This is a genomic window from Saccharopolyspora erythraea NRRL 2338 (assembly GCF_000062885.1).
GTDB classification, from domain to species: domain Bacteria; phylum Actinomycetota; class Actinomycetes; order Mycobacteriales; family Pseudonocardiaceae; genus Saccharopolyspora_D; species Saccharopolyspora_D erythraea.
Genome location: NC_009142.1, coordinates 6458515 through 6477267, shown reverse-complemented (window position 1 = coordinate 6477267; position 18753 = coordinate 6458515). Strand labels below are relative to the sequence as shown.

Sequence of the window (18753 nt, the reverse complement as noted above, 5' to 3'; positions counted from 1 at the left end):
GGTTGCCCGGCTGTTGCCGGGGCCCCGGACGCTATCCCGCGGCGTTCGGGGTGCGGAACACGACCCGCAGTTCCGGCCATTCCGACACCGACCACAGGTCGCCCGAAGCCGGGTCGAACGACAGGTCCTCCGGGCCGGTCGGCGTCGCCGAGGTGGTGCCCGACTGGCCCACGCGCGTGCGGTGCAGCTGCCCGTCGTTGCCGCGCCCGGTGCTGCTGCTGAGCCAGAACGTGCCGTCGTGCGAGGTCGCGCCCTGCACGTTGGTGCGCGAGGTCTGGTACGCCGCGACCGAGGACACCGCGCCCCCGCCGCCGGTCACGAGCCGTCCGGTCGTCTCGTCGATCGGCCAATGCACGACCCGGCCGCCCGGCTTGCCGCTGATGTACTCGCCGGTGACCAGCGAGTTGCTGCTGTGGTCGACACCGACGTAGGACCAGCACAGCGGGTCGGTCTTCGGGTTGGGCGCCGGGCGCACGCACGTACCGTCCTGTGTGTACTCGCCGACCTGCGGGATCACGAAGCGGTAGTCGAAGGCGTGGAAGTTGCCGTTGCCGTCGTTGCCGATCTTGCTCTTGCTCGGGTCGGCCGCTGTGCGCCAGATGTGGTCGAGGTCGAACACCCGCACGCCGCGGTCGGTGTCCACCACGTACAGGTGGTGTCCGACCCACGCGATTCCGCCCGCGTGCAGGGATTTCCCGTCCGGGACGGTCACTCCGCGGAAGTCGTCGCCCGCGGTCGGCTCGACCAGCAGCGCGTGGCGGTAGCGCACGTTGGCCGGGTCGGAGTTGTCGACGAACGAGATCCGCACGCCCTTGCCGAGGTTCTGCGCGTCGTACCAGCTCACCAGCAGCCCGCGCGCCGATGTGCCGCCGCCCGCGGCGGCGTCCCAGCTACCGGTGATCCCCTGGGGCATCCAGTTCTCGGTGCCCGCGTCGTCGTTCGGCGGGTCGTTCTGCGCGCCGTACCAGCAGAACCACGAGGCGTCCGGAGCCGGGATGCCGGCGGGACAGCTGCCCGCGCCTGCGTCCACCGCGTCCCGGTTGGCCTCGCCGAACACGGTGTCCACCGGAGCCTTCTCCAGCAGCCCGTCCAGCGCGGCGACGCGCGCGCCGTAGGTGTCGAAGCTGCCGCGCTCGGACACCGTGAACGTGGCGTCCAGAGCGGTCAGCGTCGGCGCCGCGGCCGACGTCGTGCCGGCCGCGGGCACGGCGATCAGGACGGGTACCGCAAGCGTTGCCAGCACGGCTCGGACGTTCACTCGACCTCCCGGGGGACGGCTGGTGCGACGGTCCGAGAGCCTAGATGTCAACAAGCAACGAGTGCAGCGCTGATCCGGTGAATTCGCACCAACGTCAGCGGGTGTCGGCGGCCGGTTGCAGCAGCGTCCGGCCCGGGCCGAGCCGGTCCATGGCGATGTCGTCGGGGTTGTTCAGCGCGCAGGTCCGCAGCGACAGGCAGCCGCAGGCGATGCAGCCGGTGAGGTTGTCGCGCAGCTTCTGCAGTCCCTCGATGCGGGCGTCGAGCTCGTCGCGCCAGCTCCGCGACAGCCGCGACCAGTCGGCCTTGCCGGGAGCGCGGTCGGCGGGCAGCGTCGAGAGCGCGTCGGCGATCTGCTCCAGGCTCAGCCCGACCCGCTGCGCGGCGCGGATGAACGCCAGCCTGCGCAGCACCGTGCGGTCGTAGCGCCGCTGGTTGCCGCTGGTGCGGGTGGCGGTGATCAGGTCGCGCTGCTCGTAGAAGCGCAGCGCGGTCTGCGCGACACCGCTGCGGTAGGACACTTCGCCGATGGTGAGGAGCTTCGGTGGTTTCGACACGTCGCCAGCGTAGGTGAAACCTAGACCCAGGTCGAAGTATTTCCCCTTGACCTCCAGCCAACTCGAAGTTTCACGCTGGTCGCATGACGATCACGACCGCGCCCGGGTACGGCTACGCCGATCTCGGTGCGCTGATGAGCGAGATGACCGGCGACGAGAAGCACGAGCCCGCCGCGACATCCACCCTCGACGTCCTGTGGGTGCTCTACGACCAGGTGCTCGCGGTCGACCCGCGCCGGACCGACGACCCGGACCGCGACCGCTTCCTGCTGTCCAAGGGCCATGGTCCGATGGCCTACTACGCCGTGCTCGCCGCCAAGGGTTTCTTCGACCGCTCCGAGCTGCGCCGGTTCGCCGAGTTCGGCTCCGTGCTCGGGCACCACCCCGACCGGATGCTCGTGCCGGGAGTGGAGATCGGCAGCGGCTCGCTCGGCCACGGGCTGCCGCTGGCCCTCGGCGTGGTGCTGGGCCTGCGCGCCCGAGGCCGGCGCGACCCGCGCGTGGTGGTGCTCGTCGGCGACGCCGAGCTCGACGAGGGCAGCAACCATGAGGCCATCGCCGTCGCGGGCCGCCGCGGGCTCGGGCAGCTCACCGCCGTCGTCGTCGACAACGCCTCGGCGAGCTACGGCTGGCCGGGCGGCATCGGCGAGCGCTTCGCCCGCGAGGGCTGGGCGCAGCGCACCGTCGACGGCCGCGACCACGAGGCGCTGCGCGAGGCGCTCACCGACACCCGCCCTGGCCGCCCGCTCGTGGTGGTCGCCGAGGTCGAGCCGAAGGGATGAACCGGGACATGACCGCGATCGCTGAGAAGACGACCATGCGCGAGGCGTTCGTCGACACCGTCGCCGCCGCGCTCGACACCGACCCGCGGCTGGCGGTGGTGCTCGCGGAGATCTCCGCGGACCGCTTCACCGACGCCGCGCGCCGCCACCCGGACCGCGTGGTCAACGTCGGCATCCGGGAACAGGCCATGATCGGCGTGGCCGGCGGGATGGCGCTGACCGGCCTGCGACCGGTAGTGCACTCGATCACGCCGTTCCTGGTGGAACGCCCCTTCGAGCAGCTCAAGCTCGACCTCAACCACCAGGGCGTGGGGGCGGTCGTCGTGAGCACCGGCGCGTCGTACGACTACCCCGGGGCCGGGCGCACGCACATGGCCCCGGGCGACGTGGCGCTGCTGGACACGCTGCCCGGCTGGACCGTGCACGTGCCGGGGCATCCCGAGGAGGCGGCGGAGCTGATCCGGTCGGCGCTGCCCGGCGACGACCCCGTCTACGTGCGTCTCTCCGAGCGGGTCAACGCCGAACCGGTGGCGCGGGGGCCGGGCTGGCGCCGCGTGCGGGAAGGCCGGGAGGGCGTCGTCCTGGCGGTCGGCCCGATGCTGCGGCCCGTCCTCTCCGCCACCGCCGGCCTCGACGTGACGGTGCTCTACACGGCGACCGTGCGGCCATTCGACGTGACCGGCCTGCGGCACGCGGTGCAGGGCGCCCGACCGGACGTCGTCCTGGTGGAGCCCTACCTCGCGGGCACGTCGGCGCACGCGGTCGGCGACGCGCTGACCGACATCCCGCACCGCGTCCTCGCCCTGGGCGTGCGCCGCGACGCCGAACTGCGCGCGTACGGCACCGCCGAGGAGCACGAGGTCGCGCACGGGCTCGGCCCGAGCGCGATCCGCGCGGCGGTCGGCTCGTTCCTGGCGGGGGTCCGGTAGCGGGTGCCCTGGCCGCGGGTGCTGCTGTCCAGGGTGCTTGGGTCCACGGTGAGGGGCTGGTGTCCATGGGGGCGGCTGGACCTGGTGAGGGTGCTGGGGCCCGGGCGATGGTGGTGCTGACCGGGTCGATGTTGCTGCTGTCCAGGGCGGGGGCTCCCGGCCGCGACCTGCAGGTAGCCTGAGTGCGTGGCACGTGTCGTCGTACTCGATTACGGATCAGGCAACCTCCGTTCGGCCGAGCGCGCTCTGCAGCGGGTCGGCGCCGACGTCGAGGTGACCTCCGACCATCGTGCCGCGATGGAGGCCGACGGGCTGGTGGTGCCCGGTGTTGGCGCGTTCGCGGCCTGCATGCGGGGCCTGCTCGCCGCCGGCGGTGACAAGATCATCGACCACCGGCTGGCCGGTGACCGTCCGGTGCTCGGTATCTGCGTCGGCATGCAGGTGCTGTTCGACCGGGGTGTCGAGCACGGCGTGCCCACCGACGGCTGCGGCCAGTGGCCGGGCGTCGTCGAGCGGATCGAGGCCGACGTCCTGCCGCACATGGGCTGGAACACCGTCACCGCGCCGGAGAACACCACACTCTTCGCAGGTCTCGACGCGGACACGCGCTTCTACTTCGTGCACTCGTTCGGGGTGCGCAAGTGGGAGATGCCGGAGTCCGGAAGCGCCCTGCCCGCGCCCCTGGTCACCTGGGCCGAACACGGCGAGCCGTTCGTCGCGGCCGTGGAGAACGGTGCGCTGTCGGCGACCCAGTTCCACCCGGAGAAGTCGGGGGAGGCGGGCGCGGTCCTGCTGCGCAACTGGCTGGGCAGCCTGTGACCCGACGCCGAGGTCTCATGCGGCGCGACGGTGTGGTCAAGGCCATCGCGCTGCTGCTGGCGGTGGGCATGGTCCTCGGCTTCGCCTCGACCTACCTCGCGCAGGCCGGCGTCCCCGGCTGGTTGATCATCCTGCTGGTGCTGGTGGTGCTCGCGGTACCGGTGGTGGCGGCGGTCCGCTCCGGCCGCCGAGAGCGCTAGCCGCTCCGGCCGAGCCGGAACCCGACACGCCGGGGTGAGTCCGGCGCAGCGTGATTCCGACACGCCGGGGTGAGTCCGGCGCATCGGGGTTTCGACATGCCGGGGTCTGTCCGGCGCAGCGGGGTTTCGACATGCCGGGGTCTGTCCGGCGCATCGGGGTTTCGACATGCCGGGGTCTGTCCGGCGCAGCGGGGTTTCGACATGCCGGGGTGAGTCCGGCGCACCGGGTTTCCGACATGCCGGGGTCTGTCCGGCGCGGCGTGATTCCGACATGCCGGGGTGAGTCCGGCGCACCGGGTTTCCGACATGCCGGGGTCTGTCCGGCGCGGCGTGATTCCGACATGCCGGGGTGAGTCCGGCGCACCGGGTTTCCGACATGCCGGGGTCTGTCCGGCGCGGCGTGATTCCGACACGCCGGAGTGAGTCCGGCGCACCGGGTTTCCGACATGCCGGGGTCTCTCCGGCGCGGCGTGATTCCGACACGCCGGAGTGAGTCCGGCGCAGCGTGATCCCGACACACCGACGGGTCTCGGGGCCCGACGTGCCAGGGTGAGTCGGGCAGAGCCGACACACCGCATGGGTGGCATGCCGACACTCGGTCGCGAGTTGGGCATACCGACACGGCGGGGTGTGTCCGGCGGGTGCGGCCGAGTCGGGGCTCGACACGGCGCGGTGTGTCCGGCGGGTGTTGGCGAGTCCGGGCTCGACACGCCGGGGTGTGTCCGGCGAACTGGTATACCGACACGCCGACGTGTGTCGCCGTAGCGCGAGAACGCGTGTCGGTAGGACACGCCGGTGCACGTCGGGGACCCGAGCCAGGGCGTGTCGGCCGCGGGCGAGAGGGCAGCCGTGCACGACGCGAGTCGGGGGCGTTCCGTCCGACCCAGGCTCCCGACCTCCGCAAACACCTCCGGGCTGGTGGTGCCGTGGCAGGCGGTAGGGTCTGCGACGTGAGTTTCACGCTGCTTCCCGCTGTTGACGTCGCCGATGGTCAGGCGGTCCGCCTCGTTCAGGGCGCGGCCGGTACCGAGACCTCCTATGGGGATCCGCTGGAGGCCGCGCTGGCCTGGCAGCGCGCGGGCGCGGAGTGGGTCCACCTGGTCGACCTCGACGCCGCCTTCGGCCGCGGCTCCAACCGCGAGCTGCTGGCCGACGTGGTCGCCAAGCTCGACGTGCGGGTCGAGCTCTCCGGCGGCATCCGCGACGACGCCTCGCTGGAGGCGGCGCTGGCCACGGGCTGCGAGCGCGTGAACCTCGGCACCGCCGCCCTGGAGAACCCCGAGTGGGCGGACCGCGTCGTCGCCGAGTACGGCGACCGCGTCGCGGTCGGACTCGACGTCCGGATCACCGAGCAGGGCCACCGGCTCGCCGCGCGCGGCTGGACCACCGACGGCGGCGACCTCTGGGAGGTCCTGGCCCGGCTCGACGCCGCGGGCTGCCGCCGCTACGTCGTGACCGACGTCAGCAAGGACGGCACCCTCCAGGGCCCGAACGTGGCTCTGCTGCGCGAGGTCTGCTCCCGCACCGACGCCCCGGTCATCGCGTCCGGCGGTGTGTCCAGTGTGGACGACCTCGTCGAGCTGTCCCGGCTGGCGGGCGACGGCCTGGAGGGCTCGATCGTGGGCAAGGCCCTCTACGCGGGCAACTTCACCCTCGAAGAGGCCCTCGCCGCGGTCCGCTGACCGAGCGGCATCGACGACGCCGGGCCGGGCCTGAAGACGATGTCGCGCCCGGCATCGACGACACCGGGCTTGACGACGCCTCCGCCCGAAGCCGCTGACGCCGGGTTTGACGACAATTTCGCGCCCGGCTTGACGCCGCCGCCCGACGAGTCGCGCCCGGCTTGACCACGTCCCCACACGCCGGCGCCCGACGCCGCCAGACGCCGCCGCGCGGCCTGACGGCGACATCACCGCGGGGATCGGCCTGGGCGTGACTCCGGCGGCCGTCCGGCGCTCCTTCGTCTCCTCGGAGCACCGACGGCTGCTCTCTTAAGGGACGTCTCCGGGACCTCCCCCGGGAACAACCTGATCTTGCGGGGGCACTCGCACCTCGAAGATCACGGTGTGGATCCGACCGGCGGATCCGCACCGTGATCCGAGGAGATTCCCTTGCGGAAACGACGAACGCCCGCGCTGGGGGCGCTGCTGGCACTGGCCGCGGTGACCGCGAGCGCCGCGCCCGCACTCGCCGCCCCGGCCGCCGGGGCACCAGCGCCGCAGACCGCCGTCGACTGGCAGCCCTGCGAGCAGAACCCGCAGGTCCAGTGCGCAACGATGCGGGTGCCCGTCGACTGGTCGCAGCCGGACGGGGCGAGCATCACCATTCCCCTGGCGCGCCAGCCCGCCGCCGACCCCGCCGCGCGCATCGGCACGCTGGTGCACATGCCCGGCGGCCCGGGCGGCTCGGGTGTCGCCGAGATCGTCGGCGGCTCCCGCTTCTCGCCGGAGGTCGCGGCGCGCTTCGACATCGTGAGCTTCGACCCCCGCGGCGTGGGCCTGCCCGACCAGGTCAAGTGCGATGCCGGGCTGGTCGAGCAGCCGCCGCCGCTGGTGTCCGACGACCCGCGGCACTTCGAGGTGGTGCGCGACTACAACAAGCGCCTGGGCGAGAGCTGCCGCGAGCTGACGGGCCCGCTGCTCGACCACGTCGACACGGTGAGCGTCGCCCGTGACATCGACGCGCTGCGCGCCGCGCTGGGCGAGGAGCGCATCAGCCTCTACGGGATCTCCTACGGCACGCAGACCGGCCAGGCCTACGCCGAGAACTTCCCCACGCGGGTGCGGGCGCTGCTGCTGGACAGCGTGTTCGACCACAACCTGAGCCCGCGCGAGTTCCTGACCACCCAGGCCGCGACCGCGGAGGACTCCTTCGCCGAGTTCGTCCGGTGGTGCGAGTCCGAGGAGCGCTGCGCGCTGCACGGCCAGGACGTCGGCGCCTTCTTCGACGGCCTCTACGCCCGAGCCGAGCGCGGCGAGCTGACCGATCCGCAGGACCCGTCGAAGCCGCTGACGCCCGAGCGGCTCACCCAGCTGACCGTGTCGGCCCTCTACGAACCGATGTGGGAGCAGCTCGCCGAAAGGCTCCGGAGCTTCTCGGAGCAGACCGGCCCCGTGGCGGTGGCCGAGCCGCGGACGCTGCCCTCCGCGCTGCCGATGGTGTGCTCGGACCAGCAGTTCCGCGTCGGCTCGGCCGAGGAGTACGCGGAGCTGTGGAAGGCGCAGCGCGAGAACGCCCCGCACGTCCGCTTCGGCGTCGGTGCGGCGGCGCTGCACTGCGTGGACTTCCCGGTCCGCTCCGGCAATCCGCCGCACGACCCCGACCTCGGCAGCGCGCCGCCGGTCCTGATCATGAACGCCCTGCACGACCCCGCCACCGGCTACAACTGGGCGAAGAACGTCAACGCCCAGATCGAGCAGTCCACGCTGCTCACCTACGACGGATGGGGGCACGGCGTCTACTCCCGCAGCGAATGCACCACCCGGGCCGCCGACCGGTACCTGATCGACTTGCGGATGCCGCCTGAAGGCGCGCATTGCCCGGCGGTGCCGCCGAAGCCCCTCCCGCAGGCGGCCACGGTCGGCCCGTGGTGATGGGCGCCACGACCGGCCCGTGGTGAGCTGACGGACCCCGGCGTGGCCGGGACCTCGACCGTCGGCGTCGACCACGGAAACGGACGGCCCTTTCACAGCCCGGGATGGGCGGTGGAAGGGCCGTACGCACGAGGGCGCGGCTCAGCCGACGACCAGACCGGGCCAGATCAGGCAGGGCCGATCAGGCCAGGCCCATGACGTGAGCCAGCGGCGTCGACGGCCCTGGCACCGCCGGATGGCCGACCGGTTCAGGCGCCCCGCGATCAGGCCAGGCCCGCGACGTGAGCCAGCGGCGCAGCCAGCCCGAGCACTGCCGGATGGCCGACCGGGCCACCACGCGACCGGGCCAGACCCCACGACGGGAACCCGGCGCCGCAGCCGGCCGGACACCGCCGGAGCGCCGCCCGGCCGGTGGTCAGCCGCCGACGGTGATGGAGACCGCGACCATCTCCGGGCGGTCGCGGCGCAGGCGGTTGGCCGCCAGGTAGGCCCGCCCGGCCAGGCCGTACTTGCGGGTCAGCAGCCGCTGCACCCGCTCCAGCTCGAAGGGGTCGAGCACGGTTGCCCGCCCGCGAACGGGCTCCCCTCGCGGATTGCCGAGCGCGTCGCACGGCGCGAGCTCCACGCCCGGCTCCCGCCTGATCCGCTTGACCTTGCCGGACTCGGCGTCGCTCCAGACCGCCAGGCTGCCGCCGTCGCCGACGACCCACACCGGGGTGGGCACCGGCTTCCCGTTGCGGCGGAACGTGGTCAGCAGCAGGTAGCGGGAGTCGGCGAGGATGCGGGTGACCTTGTCCATGGCGCTCACCGTAGCCTCCTGCTCCGGCTGTCCGACGCCCTCTCTACCCTGGATGTATGGCCGTCGCGGTGCGTGTGATCCCCTGCCTGGACGTCGACCAGGGGCGGGTCGTAAAGGGCGTCAACTTCACCAACCTCGTCGATGCGGGTGATCCGGTCGAGCTGGCCGAGGCCTACGACGCCGAAGGCGCCGACGAGCTGACCTTCCTGGACGTCACCGCCTCGTCCTCGGACCGCGAGACGACCTTCGACGTGGTGCGCCGCACCGCCGAGCAGGTGTTCATCCCGCTGACCGTCGGTGGCGGCGTGCGCAGCCCCGAGGACATCGACCGCCTGCTGCGCGCCGGCGCGGACAAGGTGAGCCTCAACACCGCCGCGATCGCGCGCCCCGAGCTGCTGCGCGAGTCCTCGGAGCGATTCGGCGCCCAGTGCGTCGTGCTGTCGGTGGACGCGCGCCGGGTGCCAGAGGGCGGTGAGCCCACCGCGTCGGGCTTCGAGGTCACGACCCACGGCGGGCGCCGGGGCACCGGCATCTGCGCCGTGGAGTGGGCCGCGAGGGGCCAGGAGCTGGGGGTCGGGGAGATCCTGCTGAACTCCATGGACGCCGACGGCACCAAGGCCGGGTTCGACCTGGAGATCATTCGCGCCGTGCGGGCGGCCGTCGACGTCCCGCTGATCGCCAGCGGCGGCGCCGGTGCGGTCGAGCACTTCGCGCCCGCCGTGCGCGCCGGGGCCGACGCGGTGCTCGCGGCCAGCGTCTTCCACTTCGGCCAGCTCCGCATCGGCGAGGTCAAGGACGCCATGCGCGCAGAAGGGATCACGGTTCGATGAGCAGCGGCCTGGACCCGGCGATCGCCGCCCGGCTCAAGCGCACCCCCGACGGTCTGGTCGCGGCGGTGGCCCAGCAGCGCGGCACCGGCGAGGTGCTGATGATGGCGTGGATGGACGACGAGGCACTGCACCGCACGCTGACCACCCGCAAGGGCACGTACTACTCCCGCAGCAGGCAGCAGTACTGGGTCAAGGGCGAGACGTCCGGGCACACCCAGCACGTGCACGAGGTCCGGCTCGACTGCGACGGCGACACGGTGCTGCTGGTCGTGGACCAGGTGGACGGCGCCTGCCACACCGGCGACCGCACCTGCTTCGACGCCGACGTCCTGCTGGCGGAGAGCTGACGACGGCCGCTGGAGAGCTGACGACGGCCGCCGGGGAGCTGACGACGGCCGGCGGCCGGGGTGCGTCGCCGCGGTGGTCTCCGCTCACGACCGGCGCCTTCCGGCCAGCGGGGCCTGATCACCGCGCACCAAGGCGCCGCGGACGCTCCCGTCGCGAGGCGCCACACCGTCAGATCCGGCGTCACCGCCGCTACGACGGCACGTCCGACAGGTCGCCGGTCAGGTAGCGCTGGAGGTTCGGCGCCACCGCCGCGACGACGGTCTCGGCGTCGGCCGACGCGATCGGTTCCAGCGCCGCGACGTAGCGGACCATGCCCAGGCCGACGACCTGCGACGCGCACAGCGACGCCCGCAGCTCCGGCCGGTCCACGCCCAGCTCCCGGACCAGGCCGCCGAACATCACCGTCGTGATGAACTCCCGCAGCATGCGCACCGCCGTCTCGTGCGTCGCGATGCTGCGCACCAGCGCCGCGAACGCGCCGCCGCCCTCGCGGTCCCACACCGTCACGAAGGTGCGCACCATCCGCTCGCCGACGCGGTCGCGCGGGCCGTCGAGGATCTTGGGCAGCACCTCGGCGGGGTTGACCGGGATGGACACCGCGGCGGTGAACAGTCCCGCCTTGCCCCCGAACCAGTGGTTGACCATCGCCGCGTCCACACCCGCCCTGGTGGCGATGGCCCGCACGGTCGCCCCGTCGTAGCCCTGCTCGATGAACACCTCCCTGGCCGCCGAGACCAGCGCCGCCCTGGTGTCCTCGCCGCTGCGCCGCCGTCCCCGGCGCCTCGGCGCCTCCTCCTCGATGCCACCGCTCACACCGCCATCCTCGCTGTCGGCCGCTTCGGGGTGCAAAGCCGGGCTGCGCGCGGCACCCGCCCTGGCGGACGGCACAATTGGGGCATGGTGGGCGGCGACATCGGCAAGATCAGTCCAGAACGCGAGGAGTTCCGCGCGCTTGCCGCGGATCACCGGGTGATCCCGGTGGTGCGGCGGCTGCTCGCGGACGACGAGACCCCGCTCGGCGTGTACCGCAAGCTGGCGGGCAACCGGCCGGGCACGTTCCTGTTCGAGTCGGCCGAGAACGGCCGCTCCTGGTCCCGCTGGTCGTTCGTGGGCGTGCGCAGCGAAGCCGCCCTGACCGTCCGCGACGGCGAGGCGCGCTGGACCGGCACGCCGCCGGTCGGGCTGCCCGAGGGCGGCGACCCGCTGGTGGCGCTCAACGAGACGGTCAAGCTGCTGCACACCGACCCGCTGCCGGGGCTGCCACCGCTGACCGGCGGCATGGTCGGCTACCTCGGCTACGACTCGGTGCGCAGGCTGGAGCGGCTGCCCGACCTGGCCGAGGACGACCTGAAGATCCCCGAGCTGGTGATGCTGCTGGCCACCGACCTGGCCGCGCTGGACCACCACGAGGGCACCATCACCCTGATCGCCAACGCGGTGAACTGGGACGACAGCCCGGAGCGGGTCGACGCCGCCTACGACGACGCGGTGCGCAGGCTCGACGAGATGGCCCAGCGGCTGTTCCTGCCGTCCGAGCCCACCGTGGCGGTGTTCTCCCGTCCGTCGCCGGACTTCGTGCGCAAGCGCACCGAGTCCGAGCACCACGCGGCGGTGGAGAAGGCCAAGGAGGCCATCCGCGCGGGCGAGGCGTTCCAGGTCGTGGTCTCGCAGCGGTTCGAGATGGCCACCGACGCCGACGCGCTGGACATCTACCGGGTGCTGCGCACCACCAACCCCAGCCCGTACATGTACCTGCTGCGCCTGGAGGACCCCGACGGCGGCAGCCCGTTCGACATCGTCGGCTCCAGCCCGGAGTCGCTGGTGACCGTCCGCGACGGCCAGGCCACCACGCACCCGATCGCGGGCACCCGCTGGCGCGGCGCCGACGACGACGAGGACGCGCTGCTGGAGAAGGAGCTCATCAACGACGACAAGGAGCGCGCCGAGCACCTGATGCTGGTCGACCTCGGCCGCAACGACCTGGGCCGGGTCTGCCGGCCGGGTTCGGTGAAGGTCGTGGACTTCTTCCGCATCGAGCGCTACAGCCACGTCATGCACATCGTGTCCACGGTGACCGGCACCCTCGCCGAGGGCCGCACGGCCTTCGACGCGGTCGCGGCGTGCTTCCCGGCGGGCACCCTGTCCGGGGCGCCCAAGCCGCGGGCCCTGGAGCTGATCGAGGAGCTCGAACCGACCCGCCGCGCCCAGTACGGCGGTGTGGTCGGCTACCTCGACTTCGCGGGCAACGCCGACACCGCGATCGCGATCCGCACCGCGCTGGTGCGCGACCGCACGGCCTACGTGCAGGCCGGCGGTGGCATCGTGGCCGACTCCGACCCGGTCGCCGAGGACCAGGAGTGCCTGAACAAGGCGCGCGCGGTGCTCAACGCGGTGGCGACCGCGCAGACGCTGCGGCGGCCGGGCAACCACCATCCGGCGGCGGGAGACAGGGTTGACGACCGAGCAGGGATCTGAGGGCCGCCCGGCGACCTCGCCGAGGCTGCTGTGGTCGGTGGTGCTGCTGATGCTGGCCGCCGCGGCGATGCTGTGGGGCGCCGGCGCGCTGGTCTGGGTGGGCCAGCGCTACCGGACGCCGCTGGGCCAGGAGCTGACGGCAGGCCCGGCGGGTAGCGCCCTGCGGCCGGAGCTGGTGCCGCTCGCGCTGGCCACGCTCGCCGCCATCGCGGCGGTGCTGGCCACCGGCGGCTGGCTGCGACGGCTGATCGGCCTGCTCGTGCTGGCCGAGGGCGGCATGCTGGTGTGGCGCGCGGTCGACTGGCATCTCGGGGGCTGGTTCGCTTACGCGGGGCCGAAGGTGCCGCCGGGCAGCGTCCCGGTCGGCGGGTTCGCCTCGAACCCGGCGGGTCCGCTGCTCATGTCGGCCGCGGCCGCGTTGCTCGTCGTGGCGGGCGCGCTGGTCGTGTCGCGCGCGGGCCGGATGCCGGCGATGGGGGCGAAGTACTCGGCACCGGGCGAGGCCCGGCGCGAGAGCCGGGACCCCGACCGCAAGCTGTGGGACGCACTCGACGAGGGACGGGACCCGACGGTCGACAAGGACCGCTGACTCACCCGTCCAGGCGAGGTCCGGGAACGGTTCAGGTGGTGCTCGTAGGCACCGCGCAAGGGCCGAAGGTCCTTGCTGTGCAGGGACGTTGTTCCACCCCTTCGGCGGAGGCCGGACAGGGCGGGTTTAGCATCGGCCATGCGACGGCACGGCGGGAAGGGGAGTGTCGTGATCGAGCGCAATGAGTTCATCTGCGCATACAACAACCTGCGGGTGAGTAGTCGGGGCACGGCCTGCGAGGTGTTCGCGTGAGCGTTCTGGAATCCATCATCGACGGTGTTCGCGAGGACCTGGCCGTCCGGGAATCGACGATTCCCTTCGACGAGATCAAGCAGCGGTCCGCGGCGGCTCCACCGCCGAGGGACGTCATGGCCGCGCTGCACGCCCCGGGCGTGGGCGTGATCGCCGAGGTCAAGCGGCGCAGCCCGTCCAAGGGCGAGCTCGCCGACATAGCCGAGCCCGCCGAGCTGGCGGCCGACTACGCCGCGGCCGGGGCGCGCGTGATCAGCGTGCTCACCGAGCAGCGCCGCTTCGGCGGCTCGCTGGCCGACTTCGACGCGGTGCGCGCCAAGGTGAGCGCGCCGCTGCTGCGCAAGGACTTCATCGTCAGCCCCTACCAGGTGCACGAGGCCCGCGCGCACGGCGCGGACATGGTGCTGCTGATCGTGGCCGCGCTGGAGCAGGTGGCGCTGGAGGCGCTGCTGGACCGGGTCGAGTCGCTGGGCATGACGGCGCTGGTCGAGGTGCACACCGCCGAGGAGGCCGACCGCGCGCTGGAGGCCGGTGCCAAGGTCATCGGCATCAACGCCCGCAACCTGCACACCCTGGAGGTGGACCGGGACGTCTTCGGCCGGATCGCCCCCGGGCTGCCGGTCGAGGTGCTCAAGGTCGCTGAATCGGGTGTTCGTGGCCCGAGCGACCTGATGGCCTACGCCGGTTCGGGCGCCGACGCGGTGCTCGTCGGGGAGGGGCTGGTCACCAGCGACAACCCGCGCACGGCGGTGACGCAGCTGGTCACCGCGGGTTCCCACCCGGCCTGCCCGCGCCCCAGCAGGTGATCAAGGAACCGGCCCTGGCCGGTGCCCGGCGCCGGTCCCCGAGTACGGTGGGGACCGGTTCGCCGAAGGGCCATCCACCTGTGCAGACGTCGTGGGCGCGAGCCGAAGGAGAGCAGTGATGACACCCGCAAGCGGCGCGGACACCGCGCACGCCCACCGCCCGGGCAAACCCGTGCCGGAAGGCCACGACCCGGACGAGCGCGGGCACTTCGGACCCTACGGCGGCCGGTTCATGCCGGAGGCGCTGATCGCCGCCCAGGACGAGCTGGCCGCCGAGTACGAGAAGGCCCAGCACGACCCGGAGTACGTCGACGAGCTGGCCCGCCTGCTGCGCGACTACGCGGGGCGGCCCTCGCTGCTGACCGAGGCCGAGCGCTTCTCCGAGCACGCGGGCGGCGCGCGGATCCTGCTCAAGCGCGAGGACCTCAACCACACCGGCTCGCACAAGATCAACAACGTGCTCGGGCAGGCGCTGCTGGTCAAGCGGATGGGCAAGCACCGGGTGATCGCCGAGACCGGTGCCGGCCAGCACGGCGTCGCCACGGCGACCGCGTGCGCGCTGCTCGGCCTCGAATGCGTCATCTACATGGGCGAGGTCGACACCAAGCGCCAGGCGCTCAACGTGGCCCGGATGCGGCTGCTCGGCGCCGAGGTCATCCCGGTCGCCGCCGGTTCGGCCACCCTCAAGGACGCGATCAACGAGGCGCTGCGCGACTGGGTCACCAACGTCGAGGACACCCACTACCTGCTGGGCACCGCGGCCGGCGCGCACCCGTTCCCGGTCATGGTCCGCAACTTCCACCGGGTCATCGGCGAGGAGGCCCGCGAGCAGGCGCTGGCGCTGACCGGCAGGCTGCCCGACGTCGTCGCCGCGTGCGTGGGCGGCGGCTCCAACGCCATCGGCATCTTCCACGGCTTCATCGACGACCCGGACGTGCGGCTGGTCGGGTTCGAGCCCGCGGGCCACGGCCTGGACAGCGGCGAGCACGGCGCGACCCTGACCCAGGGCACCCCCGGGACGCTGCACGGAGCGCGCTCGTACCTGCTGCAGGACGACGACGGCCAGATCACCGAGGCGTACTCGATCTCGGCGGGCCTGGACTACCCCGGCGTCGGGCCGGAGCACTCCTACCTCAAGGACTCCGGCCGCGCCGAGTACCGCGCGGTCACCGACGACGAGGCGATGCAGGCCTTCCAGCTGCTCTCGCGCACCGAGGGCATCATCCCGGCGATCGAGTCCGCGCACGCCCTGGCCGGCGCGATCGAGCTCGGCAAGGAGCTCGGCCCGGAGGCGGTCATCCTGGTGAGCCTGTCCGGTCGCGGCGACAAGGACATGGACACCGCCGCGAAGTACTTCGGCCTCGTCGACGAGGCGGAACAGGAGAAGGCCCGGTGAGCCTCCACGACGTTTTCGCTTCCTGCAAGCAGGAGGGGCGCGCGGCGCTCATCGGCTACCTCCCGGCCGGTTACCCGACCGTGGAGGGCTCGAAGGAGCTGTTCGACGCGATGCTGTCGGGCACCGGTGACGAGCCGGGCTGCGACATCGTCGAGGTCGGCCTGCCGTTCTCCGACCCGGTGATCGACGGCCCGACCATCCAGGCCGCCAGCGACCGGGCGCGGCGCGCCGGCTTCCGGGTGCGCGACCTGTTCGACGTCGTTTCCTCGGTCGCCTCCGGCGGCGGCAACGCCGCGGTGATGACCTACTGGAACCCGGTGCACCACTACGGCGTGGACGCCTTCGCCCGCGACCTCAAGGCCGCGGGCGGGCTCGGGGTCATCACCCCGGACCTGGTGCCGGACGAGGCCGAGGACTGGATCGCGGCCACCGACGAGCACGGCATCGACCGGATCTTCCTGGTGGCGCCGTCGTCGACCGAGCAGCGGCTGGCGATGACCACCAAGGCGACCACCGGGTTCGTCTACGCGGCCTCGGTGATGGGCGTGACGGGCGCGCGCGAGTCCGTCGGCGCCGCGGCGGAGGGGCTGGTCAAGCGCACCCGCGCCTACACCGACCTGCCGATCGGCGTCGGTCTGGGCGTGCGCTCGGGCGAGCACGCCGCGCAGGTCGCCGGCTTCGCCGACGGCGTCATCGTCGGCTCGGCGTTCGTCGACCGCGCCGAGCGAGAGGGCGTCGAGGGCGTGCGGGCACTGGCCTCGGAGCTGGCCAGGGGCGTTCGCGCCCGCTGACCCCACCGGGAACGGCGGCCGGAGGGCTGCCGGCCCGTGATCGGTGAGTGTGCAGGCCTGCGGCACACGGTGGGCAGATCTTCGTGGACGCATGTGCGGAGCTTCGGACACGCGGTGTGCTGATGCGCTGACGGCAGTGCGCGCGCGCGTGTGCGACTCCTGCGCCGACGGCAGGCGCGCGGTGTGCGACTCGTGCGCCTACGTCAGTGCGCGGGTGCGCGATCCTGTGCCTACGTCACTGCGCCTGTTCAGCGCGCCTCGACGCGACGCCGCTCCGGGATGGTTACCGGTGAGTGCGTTTCCCGCCTCAGCCTCTGCCGGGGAATGTCCAACCCTCAGGGTGACCACTCTTCCTCCCGTGGAGGGAGCGAACGCCGACTCACCGTGTTCGCGCCGGGTTCCGCGACTGCATGTTCGGGTGCACCGGAAACCGAAGTGTGAACAATTTCGTCTGCGGCCGGTCATATTCGAAGTTGTTTCAGCGCCGATTTTCACCGAAATGCCGTTGATCAGGTCGCCGCGTAATGGCGATCATGCAATTTCGGGCGCAACATCATGGACGCAATGCCATTTCGGGATGGTCGAGAAAGGAAGCTCCATGAGTTCGATTATGCGCAAGGTGTGCGCGGGCGTGGTCAGCACTGCTTTCGCGGGCGGCATGCTGCTGGGCCTCGCGGCCCCGGCCCAGGCCAGGGTTGCCCACTGCCTCGACTACCTGGCCACCGAGCACTACGACGTGTGGGGCGAGAAGCACCGCCCGTTCAAGTGGGCGTGCGAGGCCGGCGAGGCCAAGTGGTGGGAGGAGTGCAAGAACAAGCTGCTCGACCTCCACGTGGCCCCGTGGCACGCCACCAACGCGTGCGACCGCGCCAAGTGGGGCACCGGGCACCACGACCACGACAAGCACGACCACCACAAGCACGACCACCGCTTCGGGTTCCACCACTGATCGAACGCCATTCCCGGTTGCCTGTTTCCCGCGGGGAGGCAGGCAACCGGCGTTTGTGCGGGATGTGATTGCCCGGGTCGCGTCCGGAAATGACTCGATTGGATTGCCCACCGCGGCGGCCCGGTCGCGGTTCTGTTTCCGCAATCGCCGCGTGCGCGTCATCGGCAGGTCACCGGGGTCACGACTGGCTATCGGCTAGGCCGGTCCACCGTCCGCCGCCACCCGGGCGCCAGATACGGTTGGGGACGTGACTGCCCCGGTTCCCGCATCGGCGACGGCCTTCCTGGCCAACATCCCCAGCCCCGACCAGGGGGTCTGGTACGTCGGCCCGTTCCCCCTGCGCGCGTACGCGCTGTGCATCATCGCAGGCATCGTCGTGGCGATCCTGTGGGGCGACCGGCGCTGGGTCGCCCGCGGAGGCCGCAAGGGCACGGTCGTCGACATCGCGGTGTTCGCGGTGCCGTTCGGCCTGGTGGGCGGTCGGCTCTACCACGTGGCCACCGACTGGCACAAATACTTCGGGCCGGACCGCAACCCGCTGGACGCCCTCAAGGTCTGGGAAGGCGGCCTCGGTATCTGGGGCGCGGTCGCCCTCGGCGCCGTCGGCGCCTGGATCGGCTGCCGCCGCCGCGGCGTCCCGCTGCCCGCGTTCGCCGACGCGGTCGCGCCCGGTCTCGTGCTCGCCCAGGCGATCGGCCGCCTCGGCAACTGGTTCAACCAGGAGCTCTACGGCGGCCCGACCACGCTGCCCTGGGGCCTGGAGATCTACCGGCGCATCGACCCGGCGACCGGCCTCTCCGACCCGATCGCCGGAGTCGCCGCCGACCACAACCCGATCGCGGTCGTGCACCCGACCTTCCTCTACGAGCTGCTGTGGAACGTCGGCGTCTGCCTGCTCATCGTGTGGGCCGACCGCCAGTTCCGGATGGGCCGGGGCCGCGTCTTCGCGCTCTACGTCGCCGGGTACACCGCGGGCCGGTTCTGGATCGAGCTGATGCGCACCGACGAGGCCACGCCGCTGTTCGGCATCCGGATCAACGTCTTCACCTCGGTCCTCGTCTTCGCCCTCGCCGTGGTCTACCTGCTGGTCGTGCGCGGCAAGCGGGAGGACCCGGCGCGGCTGCTCGGCAAGCCGAGGCCGGGCGAGGAGGACGAGCCGGAGGCTCGGTCCGACGACGCCGCGGCCTCGGAGGAGACCGCCGGCGGCGAAGCCGCGGACGGCGAGCGGCGGGCCGGCGGCGCGGACGCCGCCGAGGCGGAGGCGCAGCGCGACCGGCCGGAGGCCGGGAGCGGGCAGCCGGAGGCGGAGGCGCAGCGCGCCAACGGCGACGGCGAGAGCCGGAGCTAGCGCCGCGAGCGGCGGAGCCGCGGCGCGGCGCGC

At 72.6% G+C, this 18753-nt stretch carries 19 protein-coding genes; 15 read left to right on the top strand and 4 right to left on the bottom strand.

The window, feature by feature from the left end; genetic code table 11:
* Positions 1-31: 31 nt before the first annotated feature.
* Positions 32-1243 (bottom strand): hypothetical protein, encoded by a 1212-nt coding sequence (locus SACE_RS27635; RefSeq protein ID WP_011874829.1) that lies wholly within the window; start codon positions 1241-1243, stop codon positions 32-34.
* A 109-nt stretch (positions 1244-1352) separates the two neighbouring features.
* A complete protein-coding gene (gene soxR, locus SACE_RS27630; protein ID WP_009943244.1) occupies positions 1353-1814 on the bottom strand; it encodes a redox-sensitive transcriptional activator SoxR in 462 nt (153 codons plus the stop codon).
* Positions 1815-1897: 83 nt separating this feature from the next.
* Between soxR and SACE_RS27625 the strand changes: the two genes are divergently transcribed.
* The 6 genes from SACE_RS27625 (at position 1898) to SACE_RS27600 (ending at position 8137) form a co-directional block, all read left to right on the top strand.
* Positions 1898-2596: a thiamine pyrophosphate-dependent enzyme gene (locus SACE_RS27625; RefSeq protein ID WP_009943245.1), complete on the top strand. Its 699-nt coding sequence runs from the start codon at positions 1898-1900 to the stop codon at positions 2594-2596.
* Positions 2597-2604: 8 nt separating this feature from the next.
* A complete protein-coding gene (locus SACE_RS27620; RefSeq protein ID WP_011874828.1) occupies positions 2605-3525 on the top strand; it encodes a transketolase family protein in 921 nt (306 codons plus the stop codon).
* Between the two features lie 186 nt (positions 3526-3711).
* On the top strand, positions 3712-4344 hold the full coding sequence (gene hisH / locus SACE_RS27615; protein ID WP_009943248.1) for an imidazole glycerol phosphate synthase subunit HisH: 633 nt from the start codon (positions 3712-3714) through the stop codon (positions 4342-4344).
* Positions 4345-4361: 17 nt separating this feature from the next.
* Positions 4362-4544: a hypothetical protein gene (locus SACE_RS27610; protein WP_009943249.1), complete on the top strand. Its 183-nt coding sequence runs from the start codon at positions 4362-4364 to the stop codon at positions 4542-4544.
* A gap of 950 nt (positions 4545-5494) precedes the next feature.
* Positions 5495-6226 (top strand): bifunctional 1-(5-phosphoribosyl)-5-((5-phosphoribosylamino)methylideneamino)imidazole-4-carboxamide isomerase/phosphoribosylanthranilate isomerase PriA, encoded by a 732-nt coding sequence (priA, locus tag SACE_RS27605; RefSeq protein ID WP_009948067.1) that lies wholly within the window; start codon positions 5495-5497, stop codon positions 6224-6226.
* Between the two features lie 429 nt (positions 6227-6655).
* Entirely contained in the window at positions 6656-8137 is a 1482-nt protein-coding gene (locus SACE_RS27600) for an alpha/beta hydrolase (RefSeq protein ID WP_009948068.1), read from the top strand.
* A 415-nt stretch (positions 8138-8552) separates the two neighbouring features.
* Here the strand turns inward: SACE_RS27600 and SACE_RS27595 are convergent, their stop codons facing one another.
* Positions 8553-8936: a PPOX class F420-dependent oxidoreductase gene (locus SACE_RS27595; RefSeq protein ID WP_009948069.1), complete on the bottom strand. Its 384-nt coding sequence runs from the start codon at positions 8934-8936 to the stop codon at positions 8553-8555.
* 56 nt (positions 8937-8992) lie between these two features.
* Here SACE_RS27595 and hisF point away from each other — a divergent pair, with 56 nt between their 5' ends.
* A complete protein-coding gene (gene hisF / locus SACE_RS27590; RefSeq protein ID WP_009948070.1) occupies positions 8993-9766 on the top strand; it encodes an imidazole glycerol phosphate synthase subunit HisF in 774 nt (257 codons plus the stop codon).
* The gene (hisI, locus tag SACE_RS27585; RefSeq protein ID WP_009948071.1) at positions 9763-10113 is read left to right on the top strand and encodes a phosphoribosyl-AMP cyclohydrolase; all 351 of its coding nucleotides are present in this window, start codon (positions 9763-9765) and stop codon (positions 10111-10113) included. The genes hisF and hisI overlap by 4 nt, the downstream gene beginning before the upstream one ends.
* Before the next feature lie 190 nt (positions 10114-10303).
* Here hisI and SACE_RS27580 read toward each other — a convergent pair whose 3' ends face one another.
* Positions 10304-10927, bottom strand: a complete 624-nt coding sequence (locus SACE_RS27580; RefSeq protein ID WP_009948072.1) for a TetR/AcrR family transcriptional regulator — start codon at positions 10925-10927, stop codon at positions 10304-10306.
* Between the two features lie 84 nt (positions 10928-11011).
* Between SACE_RS27580 and SACE_RS27575 the strand changes: the two genes are divergently transcribed.
* From SACE_RS27575 to lgt, 7 genes are all read left to right on the top strand, one after another.
* Entirely contained in the window at positions 11012-12589 is a 1578-nt protein-coding gene (locus SACE_RS27575; protein ID WP_009948073.1) for an anthranilate synthase component I, read from the top strand.
* Positions 12567-13178 (top strand): Trp biosynthesis-associated membrane protein, encoded by a 612-nt coding sequence (locus SACE_RS27570; protein ID WP_009948074.1) that lies wholly within the window; start codon positions 12567-12569, stop codon positions 13176-13178. The genes SACE_RS27575 and SACE_RS27570 overlap by 23 nt, the downstream gene beginning before the upstream one ends.
* A gap of 248 nt (positions 13179-13426) precedes the next feature.
* Positions 13427-14236: an indole-3-glycerol phosphate synthase TrpC gene (gene trpC, locus SACE_RS27565; RefSeq protein WP_009948075.1), complete on the top strand. Its 810-nt coding sequence runs from the start codon at positions 13427-13429 to the stop codon at positions 14234-14236.
* A gap of 118 nt (positions 14237-14354) precedes the next feature.
* The gene (trpB, locus tag SACE_RS27560) at positions 14355-15632 is read left to right on the top strand and encodes a tryptophan synthase subunit beta (RefSeq protein WP_009948077.1); all 1278 of its coding nucleotides are present in this window, start codon (positions 14355-14357) and stop codon (positions 15630-15632) included.
* Positions 15629-16423 (top strand): tryptophan synthase subunit alpha, encoded by a 795-nt coding sequence (gene trpA, locus SACE_RS27555; protein ID WP_009948078.1) that lies wholly within the window; start codon positions 15629-15631, stop codon positions 16421-16423. The genes trpB and trpA overlap by 4 nt, the downstream gene beginning before the upstream one ends.
* Positions 16424-17021: 598 nt before the next feature.
* Complete coding sequence (locus SACE_RS27550; protein WP_011874825.1) at positions 17022-17372, top strand: hypothetical protein; 351 nt, start codon at positions 17022-17024, stop codon at positions 17370-17372.
* A 247-nt stretch (positions 17373-17619) separates the two neighbouring features.
* Positions 17620-18720 carry a prolipoprotein diacylglyceryl transferase gene (gene lgt / locus SACE_RS27545; protein WP_011874824.1) on the top strand — a complete coding sequence of 367 codons (1101 nt, stop codon included), beginning with the start codon at positions 17620-17622 and terminating at the stop codon, positions 18718-18720.
* Positions 18721-18753: the final 33 nt, after the last annotated feature.

What these genes read in the sequence shown, in the direction of transcription:
- SACE_RS27625 (WP_009943245.1), top strand. Translation starts at nt 1,898, where the DNA reads ATGACGATCACGACCGCGCCCGGGTACGGCTACGCCGATCTCGGTGCG.
- SACE_RS27595 (WP_009948069.1), bottom strand. Translation starts at nt 8,936, where the DNA reads ATGGACAAGGTCACCCGCATCCTCGCCGACTCCCGCTACCTGCTGCTG.
- SACE_RS27575 (WP_009948073.1), top strand. Translation starts at nt 11,012, where the DNA reads ATGGTGGGCGGCGACATCGGCAAGATCAGTCCAGAACGCGAGGAGTTC.
- SACE_RS27620 (WP_011874828.1), top strand. Translation starts at nt 2,605, where the DNA reads ATGACCGCGATCGCTGAGAAGACGACCATGCGCGAGGCGTTCGTCGAC.
- SACE_RS27550 (WP_011874825.1), top strand. Translation starts at nt 17,022, where the DNA reads ATGAGTTCGATTATGCGCAAGGTGTGCGCGGGCGTGGTCAGCACTGCT.
- hisF (WP_009948070.1), top strand. Translation starts at nt 8,993, where the DNA reads ATGGCCGTCGCGGTGCGTGTGATCCCCTGCCTGGACGTCGACCAGGGG.
- trpB (WP_009948077.1), top strand. Translation starts at nt 14,355, where the DNA reads ATGACACCCGCAAGCGGCGCGGACACCGCGCACGCCCACCGCCCGGGC.
- SACE_RS27610 (WP_009943249.1), top strand. Translation starts at nt 4,362, where the DNA reads ATGCGGCGCGACGGTGTGGTCAAGGCCATCGCGCTGCTGCTGGCGGTG.
- hisI (WP_009948071.1), top strand. Translation starts at nt 9,763, where the DNA reads ATGAGCAGCGGCCTGGACCCGGCGATCGCCGCCCGGCTCAAGCGCACC.